Source organism: Rhizobium sp. SVR5-9E (genome assembly GCF_056755095.1).
This window is the reverse complement of the sequence record NZ_JBNDHS010000006.1, coordinates 69,252-91,967: the sequence shown is the minus strand read 5'-3', so window position 1 is coordinate 91,967 and position 22,716 is coordinate 69,252. Positions and strand designations below refer to the sequence as shown.

Annotated in this window: 18 protein-coding genes and 1 pseudogene; 7 read left to right on the top strand and 12 right to left on the bottom strand. The window is 59.6% G+C overall.

Features of this window, described 5'->3' with window-relative positions; translation table 11 throughout:
• The 3 genes from ACPYOJ_RS05625 (at position 1) to katG (ending at position 4,780) form a co-directional block, all read left to right on the top strand.
• The gene (locus ACPYOJ_RS05625; protein ID WP_481415355.1) at positions 1-810 is read left to right on the top strand and encodes an iron-sulfur cluster assembly protein; all 810 of its coding nucleotides are present in this window, start codon (positions 1-3) and stop codon (positions 808-810) included.
• Positions 811-875: 65 nt separating this feature from the next.
• Complete coding sequence (groEL, locus tag ACPYOJ_RS05620) at positions 876-2,510, top strand: chaperonin GroEL (protein ID WP_481415354.1); 1,635 nt, start codon at positions 876-878, stop codon at positions 2,508-2,510.
• Positions 2,511-2,590: 80 nt separating this feature from the next.
• Positions 2,591-4,780 (top strand): catalase/peroxidase HPI, encoded by a 2,190-nt coding sequence (katG, locus tag ACPYOJ_RS05615; protein ID WP_481415353.1) that lies wholly within the window; start codon positions 2,591-2,593, stop codon positions 4,778-4,780.
• A 91-nt stretch (positions 4,781-4,871) separates the two neighbouring features.
• Here katG and ACPYOJ_RS05610 read toward each other — a convergent pair whose 3' ends face one another.
• The 4 genes and pseudogenes from ACPYOJ_RS05610 to ACPYOJ_RS05595 all read right to left on the bottom strand — a co-directional run bounded on the left by ACPYOJ_RS05610 (position 4,872) and on the right by ACPYOJ_RS05595 (position 9,081).
• Positions 4,872-6,929 carry a sigma-54-dependent Fis family transcriptional regulator gene (locus ACPYOJ_RS05610; protein WP_481415352.1) on the bottom strand — a complete coding sequence of 686 codons (2,058 nt, stop codon included), beginning with the start codon at positions 6,927-6,929 and terminating at the stop codon, positions 4,872-4,874.
• A 75-nt stretch (positions 6,930-7,004) separates the two neighbouring features.
• Positions 7,005-7,487, bottom strand: a complete 483-nt coding sequence (locus ACPYOJ_RS05605; RefSeq protein ID WP_481415351.1) for a hypothetical protein — start codon at positions 7,485-7,487, stop codon at positions 7,005-7,007.
• A 337-nt stretch (positions 7,488-7,824) separates the two neighbouring features.
• Positions 7,825-8,109: pseudogene (locus tag ACPYOJ_RS05600) on the bottom strand (IS6 family transposase); the annotation flags it as partial.
• Between the two features lie 69 nt (positions 8,110-8,178).
• On the bottom strand, positions 8,179-9,081 hold the full coding sequence (locus tag ACPYOJ_RS05595; protein WP_481415350.1) for a LysR family transcriptional regulator: 903 nt from the start codon (positions 9,079-9,081) through the stop codon (positions 8,179-8,181).
• Between the two features lie 402 nt (positions 9,082-9,483).
• Between ACPYOJ_RS05595 and ACPYOJ_RS05590 the strand changes: the two genes are divergently transcribed.
• Positions 9,484-10,224: an SDR family oxidoreductase gene (locus ACPYOJ_RS05590; RefSeq protein ID WP_481415349.1), complete on the top strand. Its 741-nt coding sequence runs from the start codon at positions 9,484-9,486 to the stop codon at positions 10,222-10,224.
• A gap of 178 nt (positions 10,225-10,402) precedes the next feature.
• Here ACPYOJ_RS05590 and ACPYOJ_RS05585 read toward each other — a convergent pair whose 3' ends face one another.
• The 7 genes from ACPYOJ_RS05585 to ACPYOJ_RS05555 are packed head-to-tail and all read right to left on the bottom strand — an operon-like array spanning position 10,403 to position 18,560.
• Positions 10,403-11,632 carry an MFS transporter gene (locus ACPYOJ_RS05585; RefSeq protein ID WP_481415348.1) on the bottom strand — a complete coding sequence of 410 codons (1,230 nt, stop codon included), beginning with the start codon at positions 11,630-11,632 and terminating at the stop codon, positions 10,403-10,405.
• A gap of 2 nt (positions 11,633-11,634) precedes the next feature.
• Positions 11,635-12,741, bottom strand: coding sequence for a mandelate racemase/muconate lactonizing enzyme family protein (locus tag ACPYOJ_RS05580; protein WP_481415347.1), 1,107 nt, complete (start codon positions 12,739-12,741; stop codon positions 11,635-11,637).
• Between the two features lie 27 nt (positions 12,742-12,768).
• On the bottom strand, positions 12,769-13,662 hold the full coding sequence (locus ACPYOJ_RS05575) for a carbohydrate ABC transporter permease (RefSeq protein ID WP_168830143.1): 894 nt from the start codon (positions 13,660-13,662) through the stop codon (positions 12,769-12,771).
• Positions 13,659-14,555, bottom strand: coding sequence for a carbohydrate ABC transporter permease (locus ACPYOJ_RS05570; protein WP_481415346.1), 897 nt, complete (start codon positions 14,553-14,555; stop codon positions 13,659-13,661). Before ACPYOJ_RS05570 ends, ACPYOJ_RS05575 begins: the two co-directional genes overlap by 4 nt.
• Positions 14,548-15,606: an ABC transporter ATP-binding protein gene (locus tag ACPYOJ_RS05565; protein WP_481415345.1), complete on the bottom strand. Its 1,059-nt coding sequence runs from the start codon at positions 15,604-15,606 to the stop codon at positions 14,548-14,550. Before ACPYOJ_RS05565 ends, ACPYOJ_RS05570 begins: the two co-directional genes overlap by 8 nt.
• Positions 15,593-17,170, bottom strand: a complete 1,578-nt coding sequence (gene argH / locus ACPYOJ_RS05560) for an argininosuccinate lyase (RefSeq protein WP_481415344.1) — start codon at positions 17,168-17,170, stop codon at positions 15,593-15,595. The genes ACPYOJ_RS05565 and argH overlap by 14 nt, the downstream gene beginning before the upstream one ends.
• Positions 17,171-17,222: 52 nt before the next feature.
• Positions 17,223-18,560, bottom strand: coding sequence for an ABC transporter substrate-binding protein (locus ACPYOJ_RS05555; RefSeq protein ID WP_481415343.1), 1,338 nt, complete (start codon positions 18,558-18,560; stop codon positions 17,223-17,225).
• Between the two features lie 145 nt (positions 18,561-18,705).
• On the opposite strand from ACPYOJ_RS05555, the gene ACPYOJ_RS05550 reads away from it, so the two are divergent.
• Positions 18,706-19,599 carry a LysR family transcriptional regulator gene (locus ACPYOJ_RS05550; RefSeq protein WP_481415342.1) on the top strand — a complete coding sequence of 298 codons (894 nt, stop codon included), beginning with the start codon at positions 18,706-18,708 and terminating at the stop codon, positions 19,597-19,599.
• A 125-nt stretch (positions 19,600-19,724) separates the two neighbouring features.
• Here the strand turns inward: ACPYOJ_RS05550 and ACPYOJ_RS05545 are convergent, their stop codons facing one another.
• On the bottom strand, positions 19,725-20,630 hold the full coding sequence (locus tag ACPYOJ_RS05545) for a LysR family transcriptional regulator (protein WP_481415341.1): 906 nt from the start codon (positions 20,628-20,630) through the stop codon (positions 19,725-19,727).
• Between the two features lie 215 nt (positions 20,631-20,845).
• Between ACPYOJ_RS05545 and ACPYOJ_RS05540 the strand changes: the two genes are divergently transcribed.
• Positions 20,846-21,820, top strand: coding sequence for an ABC transporter permease (locus tag ACPYOJ_RS05540; RefSeq protein WP_481415340.1), 975 nt, complete (start codon positions 20,846-20,848; stop codon positions 21,818-21,820).
• The gene (locus tag ACPYOJ_RS05535; RefSeq protein ID WP_481415339.1) at positions 21,817-22,716 is read left to right on the top strand and encodes an ABC transporter permease; all 900 of its coding nucleotides are present in this window, start codon (positions 21,817-21,819) and stop codon (positions 22,714-22,716) included. Before ACPYOJ_RS05540 ends, ACPYOJ_RS05535 begins: the two co-directional genes overlap by 4 nt.

Here is a 22,716-nt window from a genome sequence, read left to right as displayed (position 1 = left end):
ATGAGCGCCACCGGTCTGAATGAAAGCCGCCAGAGGGAGCTCTGGCGGCGGTTGGAGCAGGTGAACGACCCGGAATTGGATGAACCGGTCACGGAGATGGGTTTCATCGAGCAGGTTGGGATCGCCGACAATGGCGACGTCGAAGTCGACTTTCGCCTGCCAACCTATTGGTGCTCGCCCAATTTCGCGTTCCTGATGCTGGAGGACATGCGGGCGGCGCTCGAGGCGCTGTCATGGTCGCCGCGCTTCCGCATTGCACTGCATGACCACATGTTCGCGGAGGAAGTGAACCAGGGGATTGCAGACGGCAAGAGCTTCGGGGAGATTTTCGGCACATTAGCCGAAAAGGTCGATCTGGAAGCGTTGCGCGAGAAGTTTCGTCTCAAGGCTTTCAAGCGGCGGCAGGAGGCAGTGATCCTCGACCTCCGGGCTGCCGGACTTTCCGATGGGGCGATCGTCGGCATGACGCTCATCGATCTGGATGCTCTGCCTAGAGGAGAGAACGATACGGCCAAGCGCAGGCTCCGCTATCGCGAGTCTCTGCTCGCGCGCCGGCCCGGCCTGCGTGCGAATGCCAGGGTGATCGTCGATTGGGAGGGCACGCCGGTCGAAGTGGATGCATTGGCGACTCATCTCGCCCACCTCCGCAGCGTGCGCATCAACATGGAGTTCAACGGCGCGCTCTGTCGTGGGCTGAAGCAGACGCGATACAAGGAGATGGAAAGGATCGACGGCGAGCCGACCTTGGTCGACTTCATCGTCGGGCGCGTTCCGTCTCCCGCCATACCGCCTCACGCGACCGATCATTAAGACGACAGCCTGCAGGGAAAGATCCCACGCAACGAACCGCCGTTCAGGCGGAAGGAGGAGGAGTCATGCCAAAACTGATGCTACACAATTCCGAAGCTCGGCGCGCGCTTGCGCGCGGCGTCGGGCGGCTCGCCGCTGCGGTCGAGCCCACTCTCGGCCCCCGGGGAATGAATGCCATGATCGACCGTCCGATCGGCACGCCGCTGGTCACGCGCGACGGCGTCAGCATCGCCTCGGAGATCGAGCTCTCCGATCGTTTTGAGAACATGGGCGCGCAAGTGGTCCGCGAAGTCTCAATGCAGACGAACGATATTGCCGGCGACGGCACGACGACGGCCATCGTGCTGGCCAATGCGCTGGTGCAGGAGGGGATCGCGGCCAATGAGCAAGGCGCCAAATCCGTCGACCTCTGCAAGGGCATCGATCTCGCGGTGGAGAAGATCGTAGAGGCGCTGAGGAGCAGGGCCAGGCCGGTCAACGGCAATGGCGTTCTGTCGGCGGTCGCCAATATCGCCGCCACCGATCCGAAGCTCGGCGCGCTCGTCGCAGAGGCCTATGAACGGGTGGGAACGGAGGGCGTCATCACCACCGATTTCAGCGTGACGACGGAGACCACGCTGGATGTCGCCGAGGGAATGTTGTTCGACCGCGGTTACCTCTCGCATCACATGGTCACCGATAAGGACAAGATGGAGGCCGTTCTCGAACATCCCCTCATCCTGATGACCGATCTCAAGATCAAGGATCCATCCTCCCTCGACGCAGCCCGCCGCATCGCCGACGCGGCGGGCCGGCCCCTGCTGATCCTTGCCGAAGAGATGTCGCCGGAGGCCGTTGTGGCATTGCTCGGCAAAGAGGGCTCCGGCAAATATCTGGTCATACACCCCCCGGAATACGGCCATTGGCGAAAGGCGCTGATGGAGGATCTGGCGATTCTGACCGGCGGCCGGGTGATTGCCCGTGACCTCGGCGGCAGGCTGGAGGACATAACCTCCGACGATCTCGGTTCGACCGAACGGGTGAGAACCACTTCCACCTACACCACGATCGTCCGCGGCGGCGGCGATCCGGCGGCGATCGCCGCACGGCGGGCGCAAGTTCAGCGTCAATACGAGATCGCGCCGCCCAATATCGAGCAGGACAAGCTGCGCGAGCGGCTTGCCAAGCTTTCCGGCGGTACGGCCGTGATCTATGCCGGCGGGGTCACGCCCGTCGAGCAGAAACGCACGATCCAGCTCATCGAGGATTCCCTGCATGCCGTGCGCGCCGCGGTGGAAGAGGGTGTCGTCGCCGGCGGCGGCTCGGCGCTCGCCCAGGTCGCGCCGGTTCTGGATCACGTCCTGCAGACGGTCAGCGGCGATGTGGCGGAAGGAGTGCGCCTCGTCAGGTCCGTGCTGACGCGGCCACTTTCGCGAATTGCCGTCAATGCCGGTGCCGATCCGGCAGCGGTCGTCGAGGAGGTTACCCGCGTGAATGGCGGCTATGGTTATAACGCCTCGACCGGCAAGTACCAGAACATGATTGAAGCCGGCATCATCGATCCGGTGCGCGTCACCTACACGGCATTGCGCAACGCGGCATCGGTGGCGAAGCTTATCCTGACGACGGAGACGCTGATCGGCGACCTCGCCGAAGACGAGCTCGATCCGACCGCCGGACCGGCTCTGGGCGGCGGGGCAGAGCGACTGGGGCGACCCTAACCGGGATTGATTGCCGGCGGCGATCTGCCGCCGGCGATGCCTTTCGAAGGGCAGCTTTCCGAAACGACAAGGAAAACGTAATGGACCAGAAAACTGATAGCGTAAGCAAGTGTCCCGTGCCGCACGGCAATGCCGCAAATCGCCCGGCCAACCGCGACTGGTGGCCGAACCGGCTCGACGTGCAGGTTCTGCACGGCCACAATGTCCGCTCCGATCCGATGGGCGAAGCGTTCAATTATGCCGAGGAATTCAAGAAGCTCGATCTCGATGCGCTGAAGAAGGACCTTCATGCGCTGATGACCGACTCGCAGGAATGGTGGCCGGCAGATTTCGGCCATTACGGCGGTCTCTTTATCCGCATGGCATGGCACAGCGCCGGCACCTACCGCATCACGGACGGCCGCGGTGGCGCCGGCCAGGGTCAGCAGCGCTTCGCACCACTGAATAGCTGGCCTGACAACGTCAACCTCGACAAGGCCCGCCGCCTTCTCTGGCCGATCAAGCAGAAATACGGCAACAGCATTTCATGGGCCGACCTTTTGATCCTCACCGGCAACGTTGCACTCGAGTCGATGGGTTTCAAGACCTTCGGATTCGCCGGCGGCCGCGCCGATGTCTGGGAGCCGGAAGAACTCTATTGGGGTCCCGAGGGCACCTGGCTCGGCGACGAGCGCTACAGCGGCGAGCGCGAACTCGCAGAGCCGCTCGGTGCCGTGCAGATGGGCCTCATCTACGTCAACCCGGAAGGCCCGAACGGCAATCCGAATCCGCTCGCCTCGGCCCGCGACATCCGCGAAACCTTCGCCCGCATGGCGATGAACGACGAGGAAACCGTCGCGCTGATCGCCGGCGGCCACACCTTCGGCAAGACCCACGGCGCCGGTGACCCGTCCTTCGTCGGCTCCGAGCCTGAAGGCGGCGCGATCGAAGACCAGGGCCTCGGCTGGAAGAGTTCGTTCGGCAAAGGCAGCGCCGGCGACACGATCGGCAGCGGGCTTGAAGTCACCTGGACGCAGACGCCGACGCAGTGGAGCAACTACTTCTTCGAAAACCTGTTCGGTTTCGAATGGGAGCTGACCACAAGCCCGGCTGGCGCCAAGCAGTGGGTGGCGAAGGACGCTGAGGCGTCCGTTCCCGATGCCTTCGATGCGTCGAAGAAGCATCGTCCGACCATGCTGACCAGCGACCTGGCGCTGCGCTTCGATCCGATCTACGAGAAGATCTCTCGCCGCTTCCTCGAAAAACCGGCTGAGTTCGCCGACGCCTTCGCCCGCGCCTGGTTCAAGCTGACCCACCGCGACATGGGTCCGAAGGTCCGCTATCTCGGAGCGGAAGTTCCGGCTGAAGACCTGATCTGGCAGGACGTGATCCCTGAAGTCGACCACAAGCTCGTCAACGACGCCGACATCGCGGGTCTGAAGGAAAAAGTGCTCGCGACCGGTCTTTCCGTGCAGGAACTCGTTTCCACCGCCTGGGCGTCTGCCTCCAGCTTCCGCGGCTCGGACAAGCGCGGCGGCGCCAATGGTGCGCGTGTCCGTCTTGCTCCACAGAAGGATTGGGAAGCCAACCAGCCGGCGCAGCTCGCCAAGGTTCTCGGCATTCTCGAACGCATCCAGAAGGACTTCAACGCTGCCCAGACTGGTGGCAAGAAGATATCGCTGGCCGACCTGATCGTTCTGGCCGGTGCGGCCGGTGTCGAAAAGGCGGCAAAGGCCGCGGGCCAGACGGTCAACGTTTCGGTCACGCCGGGCCGCATGGATGCGTCCGACGCGCAGACCGACGCAGCGTCCTTCGCTGCGCTTGAGCTGCGCGCCGACGCGTTCCGCAACTATGTCAACGGCAAGCGCAGGCAGTTCATGCGGGCCGAAGAGGCTCTCGTCGACCGGGCACAGCTGCTGACGCTGTCTGCACCTGAGATGACCGTCCTCATCGGCGGCCTGCGCGTGCTGAAGGCGGGCGCTCCGGAACATGGGGTCTTCACCTCGCGGCCGGAAACGCTGACCAACGATTTCTTCGTGAACCTGCTCGATATGGGCACGAAGTGGGCACCGCTTGCCGGCAAGGACGGCGTCTACGAAGGACGCGACCGCAAGACGAACGAACTGAAGTGGACCGGCACCCGTGTCGACTTGATCTTCGGCTCGCATTCGCAGCTTCGCGCCATCGCCGAAGTCTATGGCCAGTCCGATGCCAAGGCGAAGTTCGTCAAGGACTTCGCCTTGGCCTGGAACAAGGTCATGAACGCCGATCGCTTCGATCTCGCCCGGTAAGACGGCGTCCGGGCGCGTGCTTCCCATTGCGCCCGGACTTCCTCGTGTTCCGGAGCGGCCGGCATTGCCCATGCAATGCCGGCGCACCTTTTCAGGCATAGCTGCGCTTGATCCCGAACTGGTCCATTTTCCGGTAAAGGGTCGGTCGCGATATTCCGAGCCGAAGTGCAACCTTGCTCAGATTACCACGCTCTGCCGCCAGCGCCGCAATGATTGCATGGCGCTCTGCCTCGGCAAAACTGAGGACATAATCTTCTGCCTCCATGGGGTCACTGCCAACCTGCCAATGTTCAGCCATCTCGGCAGGTAGGTCGTCAATGCAGACCAGGCGGTTGCCGGCAAAGAGATGCAGCCGCTCTACGAGATTTCGCAGTTCCCGTACATTGCCGGGCCAACGGTAGGCGACGATCGCATCAAGCACCTCGTTGGTGAAACGGAGCGAGGACACGCCTCTTCGATTGGCCATGATGCGATTAAAGTGATCGAGCAGCAGCAGACAGTCATCACCACGGTCCCTCAGCGGAGGGACCTCGATCGAAACGGCGCTGACGCGATAGAAAAGATCGCGGCGGAAACGACCAGCGGCTACCTCCTGTTTGAGATCGCGGTTAGTCGAGGCGACGAGCCTGACGTCGACAGATCGCGCACGGCTGTCCCCAAGGCGGTGAACTACGCGCTCTTCTAACACGCGCAGCAGGAACGGCTGGATATCCAGCGGCATTTCACCGATTTCGTCGAGACTGAGGACGCCGCCATTTGCCAGTTCAAAGACACCGGCCTTACCGTCGCGCGAAGCCCCGGTGAAGGCGCCGGGCACGTGGCCGAACAATTCGCTGCCGAAGAGTTCCTTCGTCACAGCGCCGCAATTGAGTGCGATGAAGGGACTGCCGGCGGATTTTCGGCTGCCGGCATGGATGAGACGCGCGAACAGTTCCTTGCCGACGCCAGTCTCCCCTTCGATCAGTAGCGACGTCACGTCCTCCGTTTCCGCGACCCGGCAGGCTATATCGACGGCCGTGCAAAGGGCTTCGCTTTCACCGACGATCTGGGCGCATGCTTCCTTCAACAGATCGGACGCGCGACTGACGATCGACACAGTTCGACCGCCGGCATTTTTCGGGAACACCAGAGCGGCGCCGCGAATATCACCGTCCAGTTCGAGCGGACAAACATCGCAATTGCGCATTGTTTCAGGAAGGCTGGTGGCGACGGTGTCCAAAAAGCCGGAGCCCGTCAGCTCCGGCGACCAACAGTTCGCGCCGCCCTGACGAACGGTTTCGCCGAGCCGCCGCCCTTCCGGCAACGGTACGTTGTTGTGGTAGATTGCCCGGCCTTGCCGATCGATGATCAGCAGACCATCGCTGGCGTGATAGTTGTTCGCGGAGGCGATGAAGGCCTCCAGCAGCCGCATTCGTTCAGCCGTCTGCGAGTCGGCGAGCGCTCTCTCTATCTCGCGTGCCGCGGCGGCAACGAGTGCGATGTTGTGGAGGCGGAAGATATCGGGGTGTCCCGAAAGATCGACAACGCCAATGATCTTGCCGTCGAAGGGATCCCGGATCGGCGCGCCAGCGCAGGTCCAGCTCTTGATGCCGGCGCAGAAGTGTTCGGCCGCGTGAACGAAGACCGGCTCGCCGGTCCAAAGAGCAGTCCCGATACCATTGGTGCCGACGACGTCTTCGGTCCACTTGCCCCCAACGCCGAGGTGGATGTTCATGCCGTCGAAGATGGTCCTCTTGTCGCCAATGACATTGATCAGGACACCATCACTGTCGGCGAGGGCGAGCATGGCGCCGGTTCCGTCCAGCATTCGGCCGATCATCGAAAATGGACGCGTTGCGGCCTCCATCAGTTCGGAGCTGCCGCGTGTCAGCGCCTCAACGGCATCGCGATCGGTCTCGATGGGTGCCTCATTGCGTTGGGAATTGATGCCCCCCTCGGCGCAGCGATACCAGGAATCGTGAATTGTAGAGCGCACCGGCAGTGTATTGCGCTTGGTTTCATTTTTGCCCTCCAGAAGTCTTTCCCAAGCCTTGGTAACACCGACTTCATCATAATCGGAGCGCAGCAGAGCGCCGCTCGGCATGAGAGCGGAGATGTGGGGTACTCGTTCCGGGTCAATTTCGTTTATGCCATGTGAATTCCGCTTCATGGAGCTCTCACAGATTGAGCATCGAGAAAAATTCGGCGCTCGCCAGCGGCCGCGGCCTTGCCGAAAATGGGGAGATCAGGTTTCCGGGACCATGTCGATACGGCGGCCGATATCGGCCGTAAGTTCTTCCACGTCATAGGATGTCCCAATTACTACGCCGTCCATGTCGACAAGTGCCTCGGTGGTCGCATCGTCAAGCGGCGCGATATAGCCATTACCCTTAACGGCCAGGGTGAAGATCTTGCCGCTGGGGGTCTCGCGGATGTCGCCGAAATGCTGAAGTTGGCGCCCCGAATTTACATCGACGGCAATCACGCGGCCATTGGGCGTCGCCCTGATCCGTGGCTCAGGTACGGATTCAACGGCCGGGGTATTGCCGATGTTGATGATGAGCCCATCCGGCTGCGGGAGCTCGCGCGGCTTTTGGGACAGGGAATAACGGCCATTGCTCAGATGGTCGGCAAGCTTGGTGATCACGCCACGATTTTGTTCGATGAAGCGCCTGATCTGGACGTCCTCGCGCCGAGGTCCATCCCGCTTCGAAAATATCTCGACCATGAATCCTCCCAGATCATGATTGCATTTTCTAACGCGTTGTTATCGCAAAGCGTAGCACATTTCCTCCAATGCACCAGCGTAAAGCCTTATCACCGGTGGGCACGAAATGGTGGTACAGGAGGGCGGCATACGGAGATATCGGTCGATCGGGCTCGAGATAATTCGTCTTGACCAACTCTCCTCAATTTTGATCTGCGGTCAAACCGGAAGATGACAACCCTCCGCTTACGGAAACCCGGTACACTCGATCGCTTGCCAATGATCTCCAGACGCTTACAAAAAACTAACTGCCTTTACCGGGTGTTCACCGATCGTGACACCGCTCGCGGGTGAGGCGACGCCAGAGCCAATGTCTCCTCCCGCCAATCGTCACGACCACTTCGTCCAGATGCCAGACATCGCTTGGGCCTGGCGGTTTTCGACGTAAACGGCCGGCATAGTCTGGGCCGAACTTCCCGGCCCAACAAGGGATCGTCTCAGAGGAAACGACGATACCGCGCTCCAACAGCATCTCTTCTACCAGACGCAGGCTCAGCGGAAATCGGAAGTAGAGCCGGACCGCATGGGCGATCACAGACGGTGGGAAACGATGACGCTTGTAACTGACTTTGGGCTGGAGCATGACCGCCGACTAGCAGCCAACAACGTCAACTCCGGTTAACCTGACATCACCCCCGCCGTTTCTGTTTTCTCAATCTCGAGGTCGCTCCGGAACGAAAAGGGCTCGGTCCATATGAACCCAGCGCTCTATCTCCTGCCAGACTGTCCTCACACGCGGGGATTCCGCAAGGTCGCTATGCACCACCATCCAATATGTGCGCTCCAGCCGGACAAGGTCTGGCAAAATCATTTCGAGCGACGGATCGATATCGGCCATGTAGCAAGGCAAAATTCCCATAACGGCCCCGCTTCTCACAGCCTCGAGCTGCGCGGTTACTTCCGTCGTTCGAAGATCCGGCGTGATGACAACATCGCCGAAGGTCATCATGTCGAGTTCGGTCGTATACAGTAACTCGTTGATGTAGCCGCACCAACGGTGGTCTCGAAGGTCCTCAATGACCAACGGGCGCTTTCTCGAGTTGAAATAGTCGCACTGAGCGTAGGCCGCAAGCACGTATGATGAAAGCTTTTTAAACCGAACGTCGCCCGTTTCTGGTCGATCCATGACAATGGCGATGTCGACATCGCGCATTCCGAGTGAAAACGTTCTCGGCAGTGCGACGAGTTCAATTTCCAGTCCGGGAAACATCTCCCCGAGCAGGGGAAGGCGGGCTGCCAGATAATGTGCGCCAAAGCCGACCGATGTACCGATGCGGACTCGTCCTGATATTTCCCGATTGCTCTCTCTGAGGCTCATGACATCGCGAATTATGATCGACTCCAGCCTCTCCGCCGCTGCGAGGAGTTTTGAGCCCTCACTCGTCAAGCTCAAGCGTCGGCCAGCCCGCTCGAAAAGCGAAACGCCCATCTTTTCTTCCAAGCGCACGATGCGCCGGCTGATCGTCGATTGTTCGAGACCAAGTGTCCGCGTCGCTCCGGCCATCTGTCCCGCCCTGGCAACCCCCAAAAAGACCCGTATATCGCCCCATTCCATGCCTGGTCGGCTCCATTGTTAATCCGCATTTCGCAACTGCATCGCATCCTTGAAGAACGGCCAGACGGGTCCCCCCAAGGCTCGATCATCGTCTGACAGGTTACCATGTCGCTGTGCAATCATACGATGCAAGATACGTGGGTTATGTCAGAGCAATTCGTCGCACATACTGCATGGAGATTGCTCCCCGAATGGAGATGAAGACGATAAATCCCGGGAGGACGGATCGTCCGTGAACCGCCACCGAGACTGTGAATTTTGCAAAAGCCAATCCCGATCTTTCGCATTGAACCTTCGTTCAAGGCCAGTCATGTCTCGTGGCGGGAGATTTCATTGAGGATGAGCTTGGCAGGAAGAGGTCAGCAATTCTCATAGATAGCACAGCGCCAAAAGGAGGCGTTTATGAACAACGGTATCAACGATAAAGTTGTGCTCATTACTGGTGGTGGCTCCGGCATCGGTGCAGAGACGGCGCGTCATCTGGCCTCCAAAGGGGCTAAAGTCGCTGTAGCGGCGCGCCGGAAGGACAAACTCGACGCGGTCGTGCAGACGATCACCGAGGCTGGCGGAACCGCAAGGGCATATGTGCTGGATGTTGTGAACAAGGATCAGGCGAAATCCGTCGTCAACGCTGTACTAGCTGATTTTGGCAGGCTTGACGTTCTGGTCAACAATGCGGGCATCATGCCGATACGCCCCATGTCGGAGGTTAACACCGAAGAATGGGACGCCATGATCGACGTCAATATCAAAGGGACCCTCTACGGCATTGCTGCGGCGCTTCCGATTTTTCTGAAGCAGGAGAGCGGTCATATCATCAATCTGACTTCGATCGCCGGCATCAAGGTCTTTGCACCTGGCGGGACAGTCTATTCCGGTACCAAATTCGCCGTGCGAGCCATTTCCGAGGGATTGCGGCAAGAAGTTGGTACCAAGTTGCGGGTAACGACTGTTGCGCCTGGAGCGGTGGACAGCGAGCTCAAATTCACGACAACCGGAACGGCTGAATCGGCGGTGCATGATTTTTATAAGATTGCCATGCCGGCAAGTTCAATTGCCCGAGCAATCGCATACGCCGTCGAGCAACCAACCGACGTCGATGTCAACGAAATCGTGGTCCGTCCTATCGTGCAGGACTTCTGACGCCTTAGGAGACATTTGTGGGGACCGGTCTAAGGATCGGTCTCCCGAATTGCCGGTCAACCTGCCGAGGCAGGCTCAGAGCTTTCTTGACGGGCCACTCCTATCGTCCTCCTTCAAGATCGCTGGCTCCAAAATTAGCGGTCTGGCTGGCGTACCGCGCATCGCCACAGCGGATTGCCTATCCTGCCTTGGTTTTGTGTGCCGAAAGAGCAGCAAAGCTCGCGAAATGTGCGATTGCGAGAACGGTCAGGGCGCCGATTGCAATCGCATAGCCGCCAGTCAGGTCATAGAGCAAACTGGCAATCAAAGGACCGCCTGCCATGCCCATGCCTGACGCCAAGCGGCAGAGGCTGAGGACACCGGCCAATGCCGTGAGACTTACGATCAGCCGAGCTCCATTCGCAAGCAGAACCTGCTGGCCGCCAAAGGCGACGCCGAGGACCAGGGGGTAGATGAAGAGCATCGCACTGCTGCCGGAATTCACGACGACCGTCAGTGTCAGGAAAGTGATGACGGCAGCCAAAGCTGCAATGAGCATGGTCCTTGCCGGTCCCCAGAAGTCGCAGACCCAACCTGATATCAGGCGCCAGGCGAAAACGACGAGACCGGCGATCGCGGCCAGCCAGACTGCATTGTCTTCACCGATGTTCTGCTCATCGAAAAGCGCGATCTGCTGCGTCAGGAGGCCATGATAGACCGCAGAACCGCAGAAATAGCTGATGATGAGAGCAGCGAAGACGAACAGCGGCAGCCCACCGGTCCCTTTCGCGGACTGAGACCGCCGGACCTTCTTGATACGATCCATCAGCAGCAGATGGATTGGAAAGCCGATAAGCGCGATCGCCACTCCAATCGAAAAATATGCGCTGCGCCAGCCAAGATGTACAATCAGCAAGTGGATGACCGGGATGCCGAGAAATGCGGCAAGGCCCGAGCCGGCGTCAGCTATAGCCATCGCAGTCGCCGGACGTTCGCGAAAACGGCCCGCAAGGACCGTAAAGACTGCATAGGAACTTGTGCAATGCGTGCCAAGCCCCGCAAGTAGTCCAAAGGCGAGCCAATATTGGGTGATGCTACTGACGGCAGCTGTCAGCATAAACGCGAAGGCGAGCAACAGCGAGGCGCCCGCTAGGAGCCTGCGGCTGTCATAGCGGCCGAGGAGATAACCGAAGAAAGGCGCGGTAACCGCGTTGATAAGGGCGAAGGCACCATAAGCGCCGGAAATCGACGACCGCGACCAGTGGAATTCGGCTTCAAGTGCTACGAGAAACAGCCCGAACGAGTTCCAAACAAGGCCCGAGACCATCATCAGCAGGAATGCGGCGGCAAGCCTGACGCGCTTTGCCGTCCGCACCTGGCGTTGCCGCGTCGTATCCGCAGCACGGATCATGATTGCGGCAGTCGTCATTGTCAGTTCACGCGATAGCGCTTGACCATGTCCCAATCGAGCTCGATCCCGAAACCGGGGCCTTGCGGAACCTGAATGATGCCGTTGCTGGGATTGGGCCTGTTGGCGATCAGCCCGGCCCAGATCGGGTCGCGCGCGGGCTCAAAGCATTCGACGCAAACCCCGTGCGGGATTGCGGCGATCATATGCATAGCAATCTGCGACTCCTCATGATGGCCGACGCGCAGGTCATAGAGCGCGCACATAGCCGCCGCGCGACGCCATTCCGTAATGCCACCGGCTTCTGACGCATCAAAATTGACGATATCGACCGCACCCTCGGCGATCAGGCGGCGGACGCCTGCGGCGCTGACCTCGCTCTGGCCGGCGTCGATCGGAATGCTCGTCGAGCGCCTTACCTGCGCCATCATGCGAGCATCGTCGTACCAGTGGCAAGGCTCTTCGAACCACGCGATATTGTACTTCTCGATCAGCCTTGCAAAGGTCACGGCTTCGGAAGCCGACCAGCCACGGTTAGCATCGACAGCAATCCAAAAATCGTCGCCGCCGCCCTTGCGGGCTGCCTCGACGCGCTTGGCGTCCTCTTCCGGCGAGAGACCGCCAACCTTGACCTTGCAGCCGGCGAGACCCGCTTCGCGCAGCCGCTCCATTTCCTTTCCTAGATCGGACAGCGTCTTGCCTTCCTCGTAGTAGCCGCCGATGCAGATGATCGGGATTTCCTGGCGATAGCCGCCGAGAAGGCGGCAGACATTGACGCCGGTGGCCTTGCCGATCAAATCCCAGATGGCGCTGTCCATGCAGGCGATCGCTTCCATCACCAGCTTCCGGTCGCGGTTCCACTCTGCCGCCTTGAACATCTTCTTCCAGAGGCGTTCGACGGCGAAGACCTCTTCACCGATCAGCATCGGCACCAGTTCCTTTTCGATGATCTCGACGACGTCGCGCATGTGATCGCGATTGTCACCGTTGTAGATTTCGCTGATTAGTCCTGTATCAGTCTCCATGCGCGTGATGATCGTGCAGCGCTTGGTGACGTTGTAGCGGCTGCCGCCGAAATTGCGGGCAAGTGGGATCTCGACGGCGATGACCGTCACGTTCTTGATCTTCATTTTTTCCTCTGGATTAGACGATGAAAGCTATTCGCCCTTGCTGCCGCCTTCCGACAGACCGACGACGAGTTTTCTTTGGACGAGCAGGTAGAAAAGGATGACGGGGATAGTCACCAGCACTGCCCCCGAAAGCAGCATGCCCCACGAATAAATGTTGTCCTGTCCGATCCAGGTTGCGAGGCCAAGCGGCAGCGTCTTGTTCGTCTCCGAGGAGATGAAGACCAGGGCGAAGAGAAACTCGTTCCAGGCGTGGTTAAAGCTGAAGACGCCGACCGATACGATGCCCGGAAGTGCGAGCGGCACCGTGACCCGCATCATCGCTCCGAGCCTCGTGCAGCCGTCGATCATGGCGCTCTCTTCGAGGCTCACGGGAATGGCGTTGAAATAGGATCGCATGAACCAGAGCGCGAGCGGCAGCGTGAAGGCCGTATTGGCGACGATCAGCGAAATCAACGTATCGGCCATGCCGAGCTTTACCACGTAGATGTAAAGCGGCAGTACGATCAGTACTTCGGGCAGCATGTAGCAGATCAGCGTCGCGCTCGAAAAAGCCCTGATGCCGAAGAAATTGAAACGGCTGAGGCTGTAGGCGCCGAGACCGCCGACAATCAGCGATAGGAATGTTGCCCCAAAGGCAACGATCAGGCTGTTTGCAAAATAGGTGAGGAAGTTGGTCTGCACGAAGAGGTCGCGATAATTCTGCAACGTCCACTCATGCGGCAGAAAGGTCGGAGGCGTGGCGTAAAGTTCGCCGCCGGGTTTGAACGAGCAGATCAGCATCCAGAACAGCGGGAAGCCGATCACGGTCACTGCAGTCAGCACCAAGAGATACAGCATGATCTTGCTGGTGAGATAATGAACGTCCATCATTTCGCGATTGCGCGGAGCGGACGTGTCGACGCTTTGAACGATGGCGGTCACTGGCGTGCCTCCGCTCTCTTGATGAAGAAAAAGTAGATCGCAAGCAGGACGCAGAGGATGGCGAGCGTGATGATCGCGATCGCGGCAGCACGACCGAACTCGAAATCCGAGAATGCCTTGAGATAGACGAGAACCGGCAGCGTCGTCGTTGCATCCAGTGGTCCGCCGCCCGTCATCAGGTAGATGATTTCGAACTTGTTGAAGGACCAGATGGTTCTGAGAAGTGTCGTCAGCAGGAAGACAGGCATCACGTAGGGCAGGGTAATGCGCCAGAATTGTTGGAAGCTCGAAGCCCCGTCGATCTTGGCGGCCTCATACTGCTCCTGCGGGATCGACTGGAGGATGCCGAGGATCGCGATGACCGCGAAGGGGAAGAACTTCCAGACCCCCACCATGATGACGGAGACCATTGCCAGCGATTGACTGTTCAGCCAGAGCAGCGGCTGGCTGATCAGGCCGATGCCGATCAGGGTGGCGTTGATGATTCCGACGATGTCGTGAAGCATGTAGCGCCACGTAAGCACGGCAACGACGGTCGGGACGAGGTAGGGTGCCAGAATGACGGCGCGGGCAGCGCCGCGGAACTGGAAGCTCTTGTTAAGCAGAAGCGCCAGTCCCAGCCCCAAGAGCATTTCGAGTGCTACGCTGCCGAAGACCCAGACGAAGGTGTTCCATAGCGCAGTTAGAAAAGTCGGTTCGGTCAGGGCCCAGGCAAAGTTTTCAAGCCCAACGAATGGCCCGCTGGTGTCACCCATGCCCACATCCTGCATGGAGGTGAAGAAGACGGTGATCGTCGGGACGCCGGCAAGCAGGAGCAGCAGGAAGGCGCTCGGCGCGAGCGTTGCGTAGGCGAGCAGCCGGTCACCGGCAAGGGCTGTCTTGGAGTCAGCCATGTGCGGTCCTCCGTTTGGGAAGAGTTGCCGTCTGCGCGACCGCTTTGCCGCTTGCGGTATCGAAGCGTCGCAGCTCCTCGTTGGCGACGGCGAAGGCAACGTCGGTGTTCAGCACCGGCGTGTAGTGGATGCTGGACGGGATACGGGCAATGACCGGCGTTTCAGGAAGATCGCCGCCGATATTGCCGTAAAGCAAGCGGTCACCACCGAGATATTCGACGCGGTGAATTCTGAAGGTGACGCTGGTAACAGAGCTTGCTTCGGGGAAATGCGACTTCGGCAGGAAGTTCTCGGGCCTGAAGCCGAGCGTCATGTCCCCGGTGACGACCAGGTTCATGGGCGGCGACCCCATGAAGGTGGCGACGAACGTGTCCGCCGGATTGAGGTAGATTTCTTCTGGCGTGCCGATCTGGCGAATGGTGCCCGCCTGCATGACCACGATGCGGTCGCCAAGCCCCATCGCCTCGACCTGGTCATGGGTCACATAGATGGAGGTGACGCCCACACGGTCCTGAAACTGGCGCAATTCCTCGCGCGCCGAATGGCGAAGCTTGGCATCCAGGTTCGACAACGGTTCATCAAGCAGGAAGACATCGGGATCACGCACCAGCGAGCGGGCAAGCGCCACACGCTGACGCTCGCCGCCTGACATCTGGCGCGGCTTCCGCTTCAGCATGCGCGTCAAGCCAACGAGTTCTGCGGCCCACTTGACCTTGTCGTCCGTCGTCTTCTTGTCGACGCCGCGAACGTTGAGCGGAAAGGCGATGTTGTCGTAGACGGACAAATGCGGATAGAGCGCATAGTTCTGGAAAACCATCGCGATATTGCGGTCCTTCGGCTGCAGCCGTGTCGCCCGGCGCTCGCCGATGAAAATGTCGCCATAGGTTGGCAACTCGAGGCCTGCAATCATGCGCAGAAGCGTGCTCTTGCCGCATCCGGAGGGTCCGAGAAGCACGAGGAATTCGCCATCGTTGACCGTCAGGTCGACATTTGAAACGGCAGTATGATCCGTGAAGATTTTGCTGACCTGCTTGATTTCAACTCGTGCCATTGTTCTCTCTCGCGTTCGCGGCATTGGAATTTGCAACGGCATCGCCGGCGAGCCGGTGCGCTTGCTCCATGAGCGTCTTTTCCGCCGCGGCAATGCGCCCGGAAATCTCGGCTATTTGCCGAAGATCGGCATCAAGTGTTGCTTTTCTCCTGCCGATCATTTCGTTCATGCGCGCCGGGGCAGGCCCGCCTGTCACCGTACGGCTGCGAAGATTTTCGCCAGGCTTCAGCGCCTTCGCGACTTCGTCTTCTGAAATCCCCAGGGTGTGACCGAAGAGAGCGACGGAAGCGTCGTCGATGTCGGCGGACGTGATATCCATTGCCGTAAGATGCGCTTCAATCGTCTGCCGGACAATCCGGCCGACAACGTTATGTGCCATGCGGAAAGACATTCCGGTTTCGCGAACGATGACGTCAGCGAGTTCTGTCGCCGTGCCAAAGCCTATCTCGGCAAGATGCAGCATCTTGTCCGGCTTGACCGTCATGGTACGCACCGCACCTTCGAACACCGTCAGCGCCTTGATGACGCGCTCGATCATGTCCATTGCTGGAGCGTTTCCGGCCGAGACGCCGTCATTGACGTCGGCAAGGGCGGTATTCTTCGAGGCCGCAAGAACGGTCGTCAGGTTACCTGTCGCCATCGCGGCAACGGCTTTGACATGCTCCAGCGCTTGCGGGTTCTTCTTCTGCGGCATGATGCTGCTGACGCTGGAATAGGCATCGTCGAGCTCGATCATACCGAACTCCATCGTGTTCCAGCTCTGCAAATCCGTTGCGACGCGTGAGATGCCCGTCATGAGGATGGCGAGCGCGGCCGAGGCTTCCTGCAGATCGTCGCGGATTGAAACAGCGTCATAGGCGACCTCCGCAAGACGCGCGAAGCCAAGCAGACCAGCGGTTCTTTCGCGATCGATCGGAAAGCCCGTGGTGGAAAGTGCACCCGAACCTAGTGGGCTGCGGTCACAGCACTCCAGCGCATGCTGGATACGAATGTAGTCGCGCTCGGCAAGATCGGCGGCCGAAAGAAGATAGTAACCGAGGGAAATCGGCTGGGCATGCTGCGTATGCGTATAGCCCGGCATCACCGTCTCGATATGCTCCTCGGCCAGACGGAGCAATGTGCCTCTCACGGCGGCAACCGTCTCAAGCAGCTTGATCAGCGATGCGCGCAGCGCAAGACGCCAGGAGGTGGTGTGCAGATCGTTGCGGCTGCGCCCCGTATGCAGGCGCCCACCGGTCTCCGGCCCGAGTTTCTCGACGATATAGCGCTCGATGTAGGAGTATAGATCCTCCTGCTGATAGTCGATCGTCAGGGCCTGGACACCGGATGCCTTGAGGTCGAGCAGGACTGCGATGATCCGGGCGATGTCCTCACGGGCCACAATGGCGCATTCGGCCAGCATGACGGCATGGGCGAGATGGATGCGCATCTCTGGCTCGAACTGGAAGCGGATGCCTGCGGCCACCGCCGGTCCGAAGTAAGAATCCACCATCGCCTGAGCAGGCGGCGACTTGACGCGTTCGCGCAGCGACACCACCGGTGCTGCCGGGTGTTCCTGAGACATGAATTTCTCCTGAATGAGAGGTCTGCGCGCATTTCGCGCAGACCGGATTCCGTTATTTCTTCAGATCTTTGACGATTGCTTCCATACGGGTCTGACCCCATTTGGCAGCTTCAGCCGGATCCTCGCCCTGCAGCACGACGCGCTGTACGACCTGAGCTGGGATGTCGCGGGCAACGATCGATCCGATGTAGGGATTGACCACGCCGGAGCGGATGACCTTGCCATCCTTGAACTGCGCGCCGGCCTCGGATTCGAAGTCCAGAGAATTCGATGTGTCGAAGGCGGTCCGCGAAATATCTTCCCGCCCGCTGAGGCTTGCAGCCGAACCTGCTTTGATCACCTCTTCCTGCACGTTCTTCAGCGGCGGGATCAGATGCGGATGCACCGTCAGCGAAAAGTCCTTGAGGCGATCGCCAGAGACGATGAATTCGAGGAACTTGCGCGCGGCGTCGACATTCTTGGCGCCAACCTTCTCGGACGAGAGCGCGAAGCTATTCGAGTTCACGAATTTCACGCCCACGCCGCTCGGTCCGATGGGTGTCGGAGCGGCACTGGTGTTCTTGAAAAGATCCGGAGTGTTCAACGCCGCATTGGCAATCAGGCGTGGCGCATATTCGTCAAGACCGATCTTACCGGTCAAATAGACGTTGATCATGTCGCCGTAAGAATAGGACCCAACACCCTGCGGTGAGAATTTCGCCATGTCCTTCAGGAAGGTCAGCGCCTTGACGGTGCCCGGGTTGTCGAAGGTGACGTTGAGGTCCTTGTCGAAATAGGTGCCGCCCGCGCTCCAGATCATTTGCGACAGGAAGATGCCCGTCATGCGGTTCTTGCCGGCCGGGAACATGAAGCCGAAATTGCCGTCGCTTGTAAGCTTTTCGGCAGCACTCTTCAGATCTTCCCAGGTCTTCGGCGTGGCGACATCCTTTGCCTTCATGAGATCGTCGCGCTGCCACAGTACGCCATAGTTTCCGAGCGTATAGGGAATGTCGTAGACCTTGCCCTCAACAGGGACGAGAGATCCCGGAACGTATTCGTTGCGGCCGATCTGATCGACCATGTCGTCGAGCGGAACCAGGTAGCCCTTGCGCGCGAATTCGAAGCGCTCCTCGGGAAGGATCTTGAAAATTTCCGGCATCGTCTTGGTGTTGATCGATGCGAGGACCTTCTGAAGACGGCCATCCGTGCTAACAGCTTCCATCTCGATTTTGATATCGGGATTCTGCGCTTCGAATTCCTTGATGGCTTTGTTGAAGAATTCAATGCTCGGCGGATCGGTCTCATTATGCAGGAAACGAACCACCTTCGTTTCCGCCCAAGCCGCGCTGGACATCAGAAGCGCGACAAGACCGCTACTGGCACCAATGACCAAATGTCTTCTGGAAATCATTCTATTCTCCTCCCTTGGTATTCCGATGCACACCGCCAGCGAACCGGCGGCCTCCTATGTGCTTAACGAATAAGTAAGCAGGCTTGTTGTCATCCGTCCACAGCATGTTATCTATATCGGATATTCATTTTTCGGATGGCTTGCGATGGAACTTGGCGAGTTGAGGATTTTTGTCCGGGCCGCAGAGCTTGGAAGTTTCAGCAAGGCAGCCGTATCGACGGGCGTTGCGCAACCGACGGTAAGCCGCGTCATCGGCGAGCTGGAAGCGGAATGGGACGGCCCGCTTTTTTACCGGACAGGCAGGGGCGTTTCGCTTTCGGAACTCGGTGAAGAAGCACTTACGAAGGCTCGGTTTCTATTACGAGAAGCCGACCAGGCGAGCGAAGATCTGCGCGCCTTTAGCCGGCTGCCCAGCGGTATCGTGTCGCTCGGTCTGCCGACGTCTCTCGTTGAACCCGTCGTGCCGGTTCTGGTCAACGAATTGCGGCGAGACCTGCCCGGCATTCGCCTTCAGGTTTACGAAGGGTTCAGCGATCAGATCGAACGCTGGCTGGCCGAAGGGACGATCGATATCGGCGCCTATAGCAAATATCGCGAAGGTGAAAAGACGTCTTCTCTCCTGCTGGAATCGCGCCTGGTCCTTGCCGGGCCGCTGGAAAGCTGGAATATCCCTCCGGAAATCGACTTCGAGCGCCTTGCCGATTACGACCTCGTCCTGCCGGCAAGAACGAACGGCCTGAGGATCATGGTCGATTCCGTCGCGCGGCGTCTCAAGGTGCCGCTCAATGTCATTGCCGATATCGACTCGACCATCGGACAGAAGGCCATGGCTGCCCACTGTGGCTGCTACATGGTGAAGGCGCCTCACACCATCGCCGATGAAACGGCCCGGGGCATGTTCGCAAGCAGCGTCATCCGCAACCCGTTCATAACCAGACATGTCACGCTCGTCACCGGCCACCAGCGTCCGCTCAGCCGGGCAAGCAGAGAGGTTGCTTCTAGGCTGACCGCAACCCTGGAAAGGCTGACACGAGAGTGACGCAGCATTGCGCCGGAAAATATGATGCCTGCGGTTCGGATCCCCTCAAGGCCCCTGTTCTGCGCAGCGCATGAAGAGACGGGAGGACATCGCAGGCCAATTCTGTGGCTGCTGCTGAGCCGGAATCAGGGGCGGTTCAACGCGAAACTGCCGCCGCCGTTCTTCAAGATGTCGATGAATGCCTCCGCTGGCCAGGACAGCGGGGCACCGGGTAGAGTGATGATGCCATATTCAGACGCCTTGTCCGAGAGGAAGGGACGCATGACGATCGCATCGCTGCGGAAGAATTCGGCAATCAGCGTCGGAACGATGGCAATCCCGAGCCCTTGAGCTGCGCAGGCGCATGCAGTTTCCACCGAATGGACTTCGAGGCTGCAGCGATAGGACGGTACCATGCGCCGCAATTCGTGCTCGAGTTCATTGCGGTTGATCCGTTGCCGACCAAGCAGAATGAGATCGTTGCGCGCAAGGTCGTTCACGTTGACCGCCTCCTTGCTGGTAAGCGAATGGTTGGCCGGCATGACGCAGGTGGTGCCGCTCGCAAAAAGCGGGCGCGTTTCGAAGGAATAGTTCTCAGCAGGTAGGCGCACGAAACCAAGATCGGCAACGCGATTATGCACCAGCCGTTCGATCGCGTCATAAGGGCCGCTGAGGATTTCGACCGTCACGCGTGGATGATCCGCCTTGAACCGCGCAACGAGGGGCGGCAGCATGGTGGTCGACAGGCTGTGCGGAAAGGCGACGCGGACCAATGCCTCTCCGAAGACGCCGGATTTCACGTCGCCGATCTTGACGCGTAGGCGCGACACACTTTGGGCGACCTCGTCGACTTCGTCGACGAGCAGATGTGCTTCCGGGCGCGGTATCAAGCGCCCCTTGTCCCGCAGGAAAAGCTCACGACCGATCTCTTCTTCCAACGACGCAAGTTGCCGGCTGATCGCTGATTGCGAAAGGCCAAGCTGCGCGGCTGCCGCCATGGTGGAGCCGGTGTCCATGATCGTCTTGAAGATTTCGAGCTGTCGGAAATTCATGGCGCGATCCTATGGGCAAGTTCATGGGGAGCACAAGGCCAACCGGCGGCTGACCTTTGCATGCGCAGGAAATGCATAGGCCAATGCGTTCTGCTCATAATATTGCGCATCTTTTCGGCGTCGTTATCGTCGTCATCAACAAACAGAAAAAGGGAACGTCGTTTCATGAAATGGACCTGTCCTTGGCGGACGAAATGTAAGCGGGAGCGAACGCTATGACGGTCTTCGTTATCCGTCGCTTCCTCCAGAGCATTGCCGTCCTATTGGTGACCGCAGTCATCGTCTTCATTGGCATCTACGCGATCGGCGATCCCGCCGAAATGCTGATCGCTCCGGATGCGAGCCCCGCCGAACGCGCCCAGGTCATCGCTTCGCTCGGCCTCGACAAGCCGCTCTGGGAACAGTTCTTCACCTTCGGCTGGAATGCCCTGCATGGCGACCTCGGGCGCTCCTTCGTTTTCAACCGCCCCTCGATCAGCCTGATCTTCGAACGCCTGCCGGCCACGCTAGAACTGACCCTGGTCGGCCTTGCCTTCGCGCTCGTCGTCGGAATTCCGCTTGGTCTGCTCTCTGGCCTGAAGCCGAATTCGGCGACTGACGAAGTTATCATGACCGGCTCGATCTTCGGCTTCTCGCTGCCGAGCTTCTGGCAGGGCATGATGCTGATCATGATCTTCTCGGTCTGGCTCGGCTGGCTGCCATCGACGGGCCGCGGGCAGACGGGCGAATTCCTGGGGCTCCATTCCAGTCTTTTCACGCTGGACGGACTGAAGCACCTGATTTTGCCAGCGATCAATCTCTCGCTCTTCAAGCTGTCGCTGGTGATCCGCCTGACGCGCACCGGTGTCCGCGAAACCATGCCGCTCGATTTCGTCAAGTTCGCCCGTGCAAAGGGTCTCTCTGAAAAGCGGATCGTGTTCGTGCATGTCTTCAAGAACATCCTGATCCCGCTGATCACAGTGATCGGCCTGGAGCTTGGCAGCATGCTGGCCTTTGCCGTCGTCACCGAGACGATCTTTGCGTGGCCGGGCATCGGCAAGCTGTTGATCGACAGCATCATGAGGCTCGATAGGCCGGTGGTCGTCGCTTACCTGCTGGTCATTGTCAGCCTGTTCATCTTCATCAACTTCGTGGTCGACGTGCTCTATTCGCTGGTCGATCCGCGTGTTCGCCTCGGAGATGCATCATGAGCGTCACCGCCCTTTTCAACGAGGACATGCTGCTCGGTCGTCTGGTTATTGGCATCGGCCGCAGCCCGAAGGCGGTGATCGCCGCCATCGTCTGCATCCTTCTCCTCTTTGCGGCCCTCGTCGGTCCTTATCTTACGCCGCAAAACCCCTTCGATCTCGCCGTCCTCGACATTCTTGACGCCAAGTTGCCGCCGGGCTCTCAGAGCATGGACGGGCTGACCTATATTCTCGGCACGGACGGCCAAGGCCGCGACATGTTTTCGGCGATGATCTACGGCCTGCGCACCAGCCTCGGCGTCGGTGTGTTTTCCGGCCTCGTGGCATTGATCGTCGGCACCGTGCTCGGCCTGATCGCCGCCTATTTCGGCGGTCGCATCGATGCGCTGATCATGCGCGTTGTCGACCTGATGCTCGGCTTTCCGACGATTCTCGTTGCGCTGATGCTGCTCGCTCTTTTGGGGCAGGGGCTCTGGAAGGTCATCTTTGCGCTGGTCTTGGTGCAATGGGCCACGTTCGCCCGCGCCGTGCGAAGTGCCGCGCTCGTCGAAAAGAACAAGGACTATATCGAGGCGGCCAGGACGCTCGGCATCTCGACGCCGCGCATTCTCATCGGCCACCTTCTGCCGAACTGTCTGCCGCCGCTGATCGTCATCGGCATGCTGCAGGTGGCAAATGCGATCTCGGCGGAGGCGACGCTCTCCTTCCTCGGCATCGGCCTGCCGATCACCGAGCCCTCGCTCGGCCTGCTGATTGCTAACGGCTACCAGCTGCTGATGTCCGGGGAATACTGGATCAGCGTCTATCCGGGTGTTCTGTTGCTCCTGCTCGTCTTCTCGATCAACATCGTCGGCGATCGGCTCCGCGAAATACTGAACCCCCGTCTGGGCGAAAGGTGA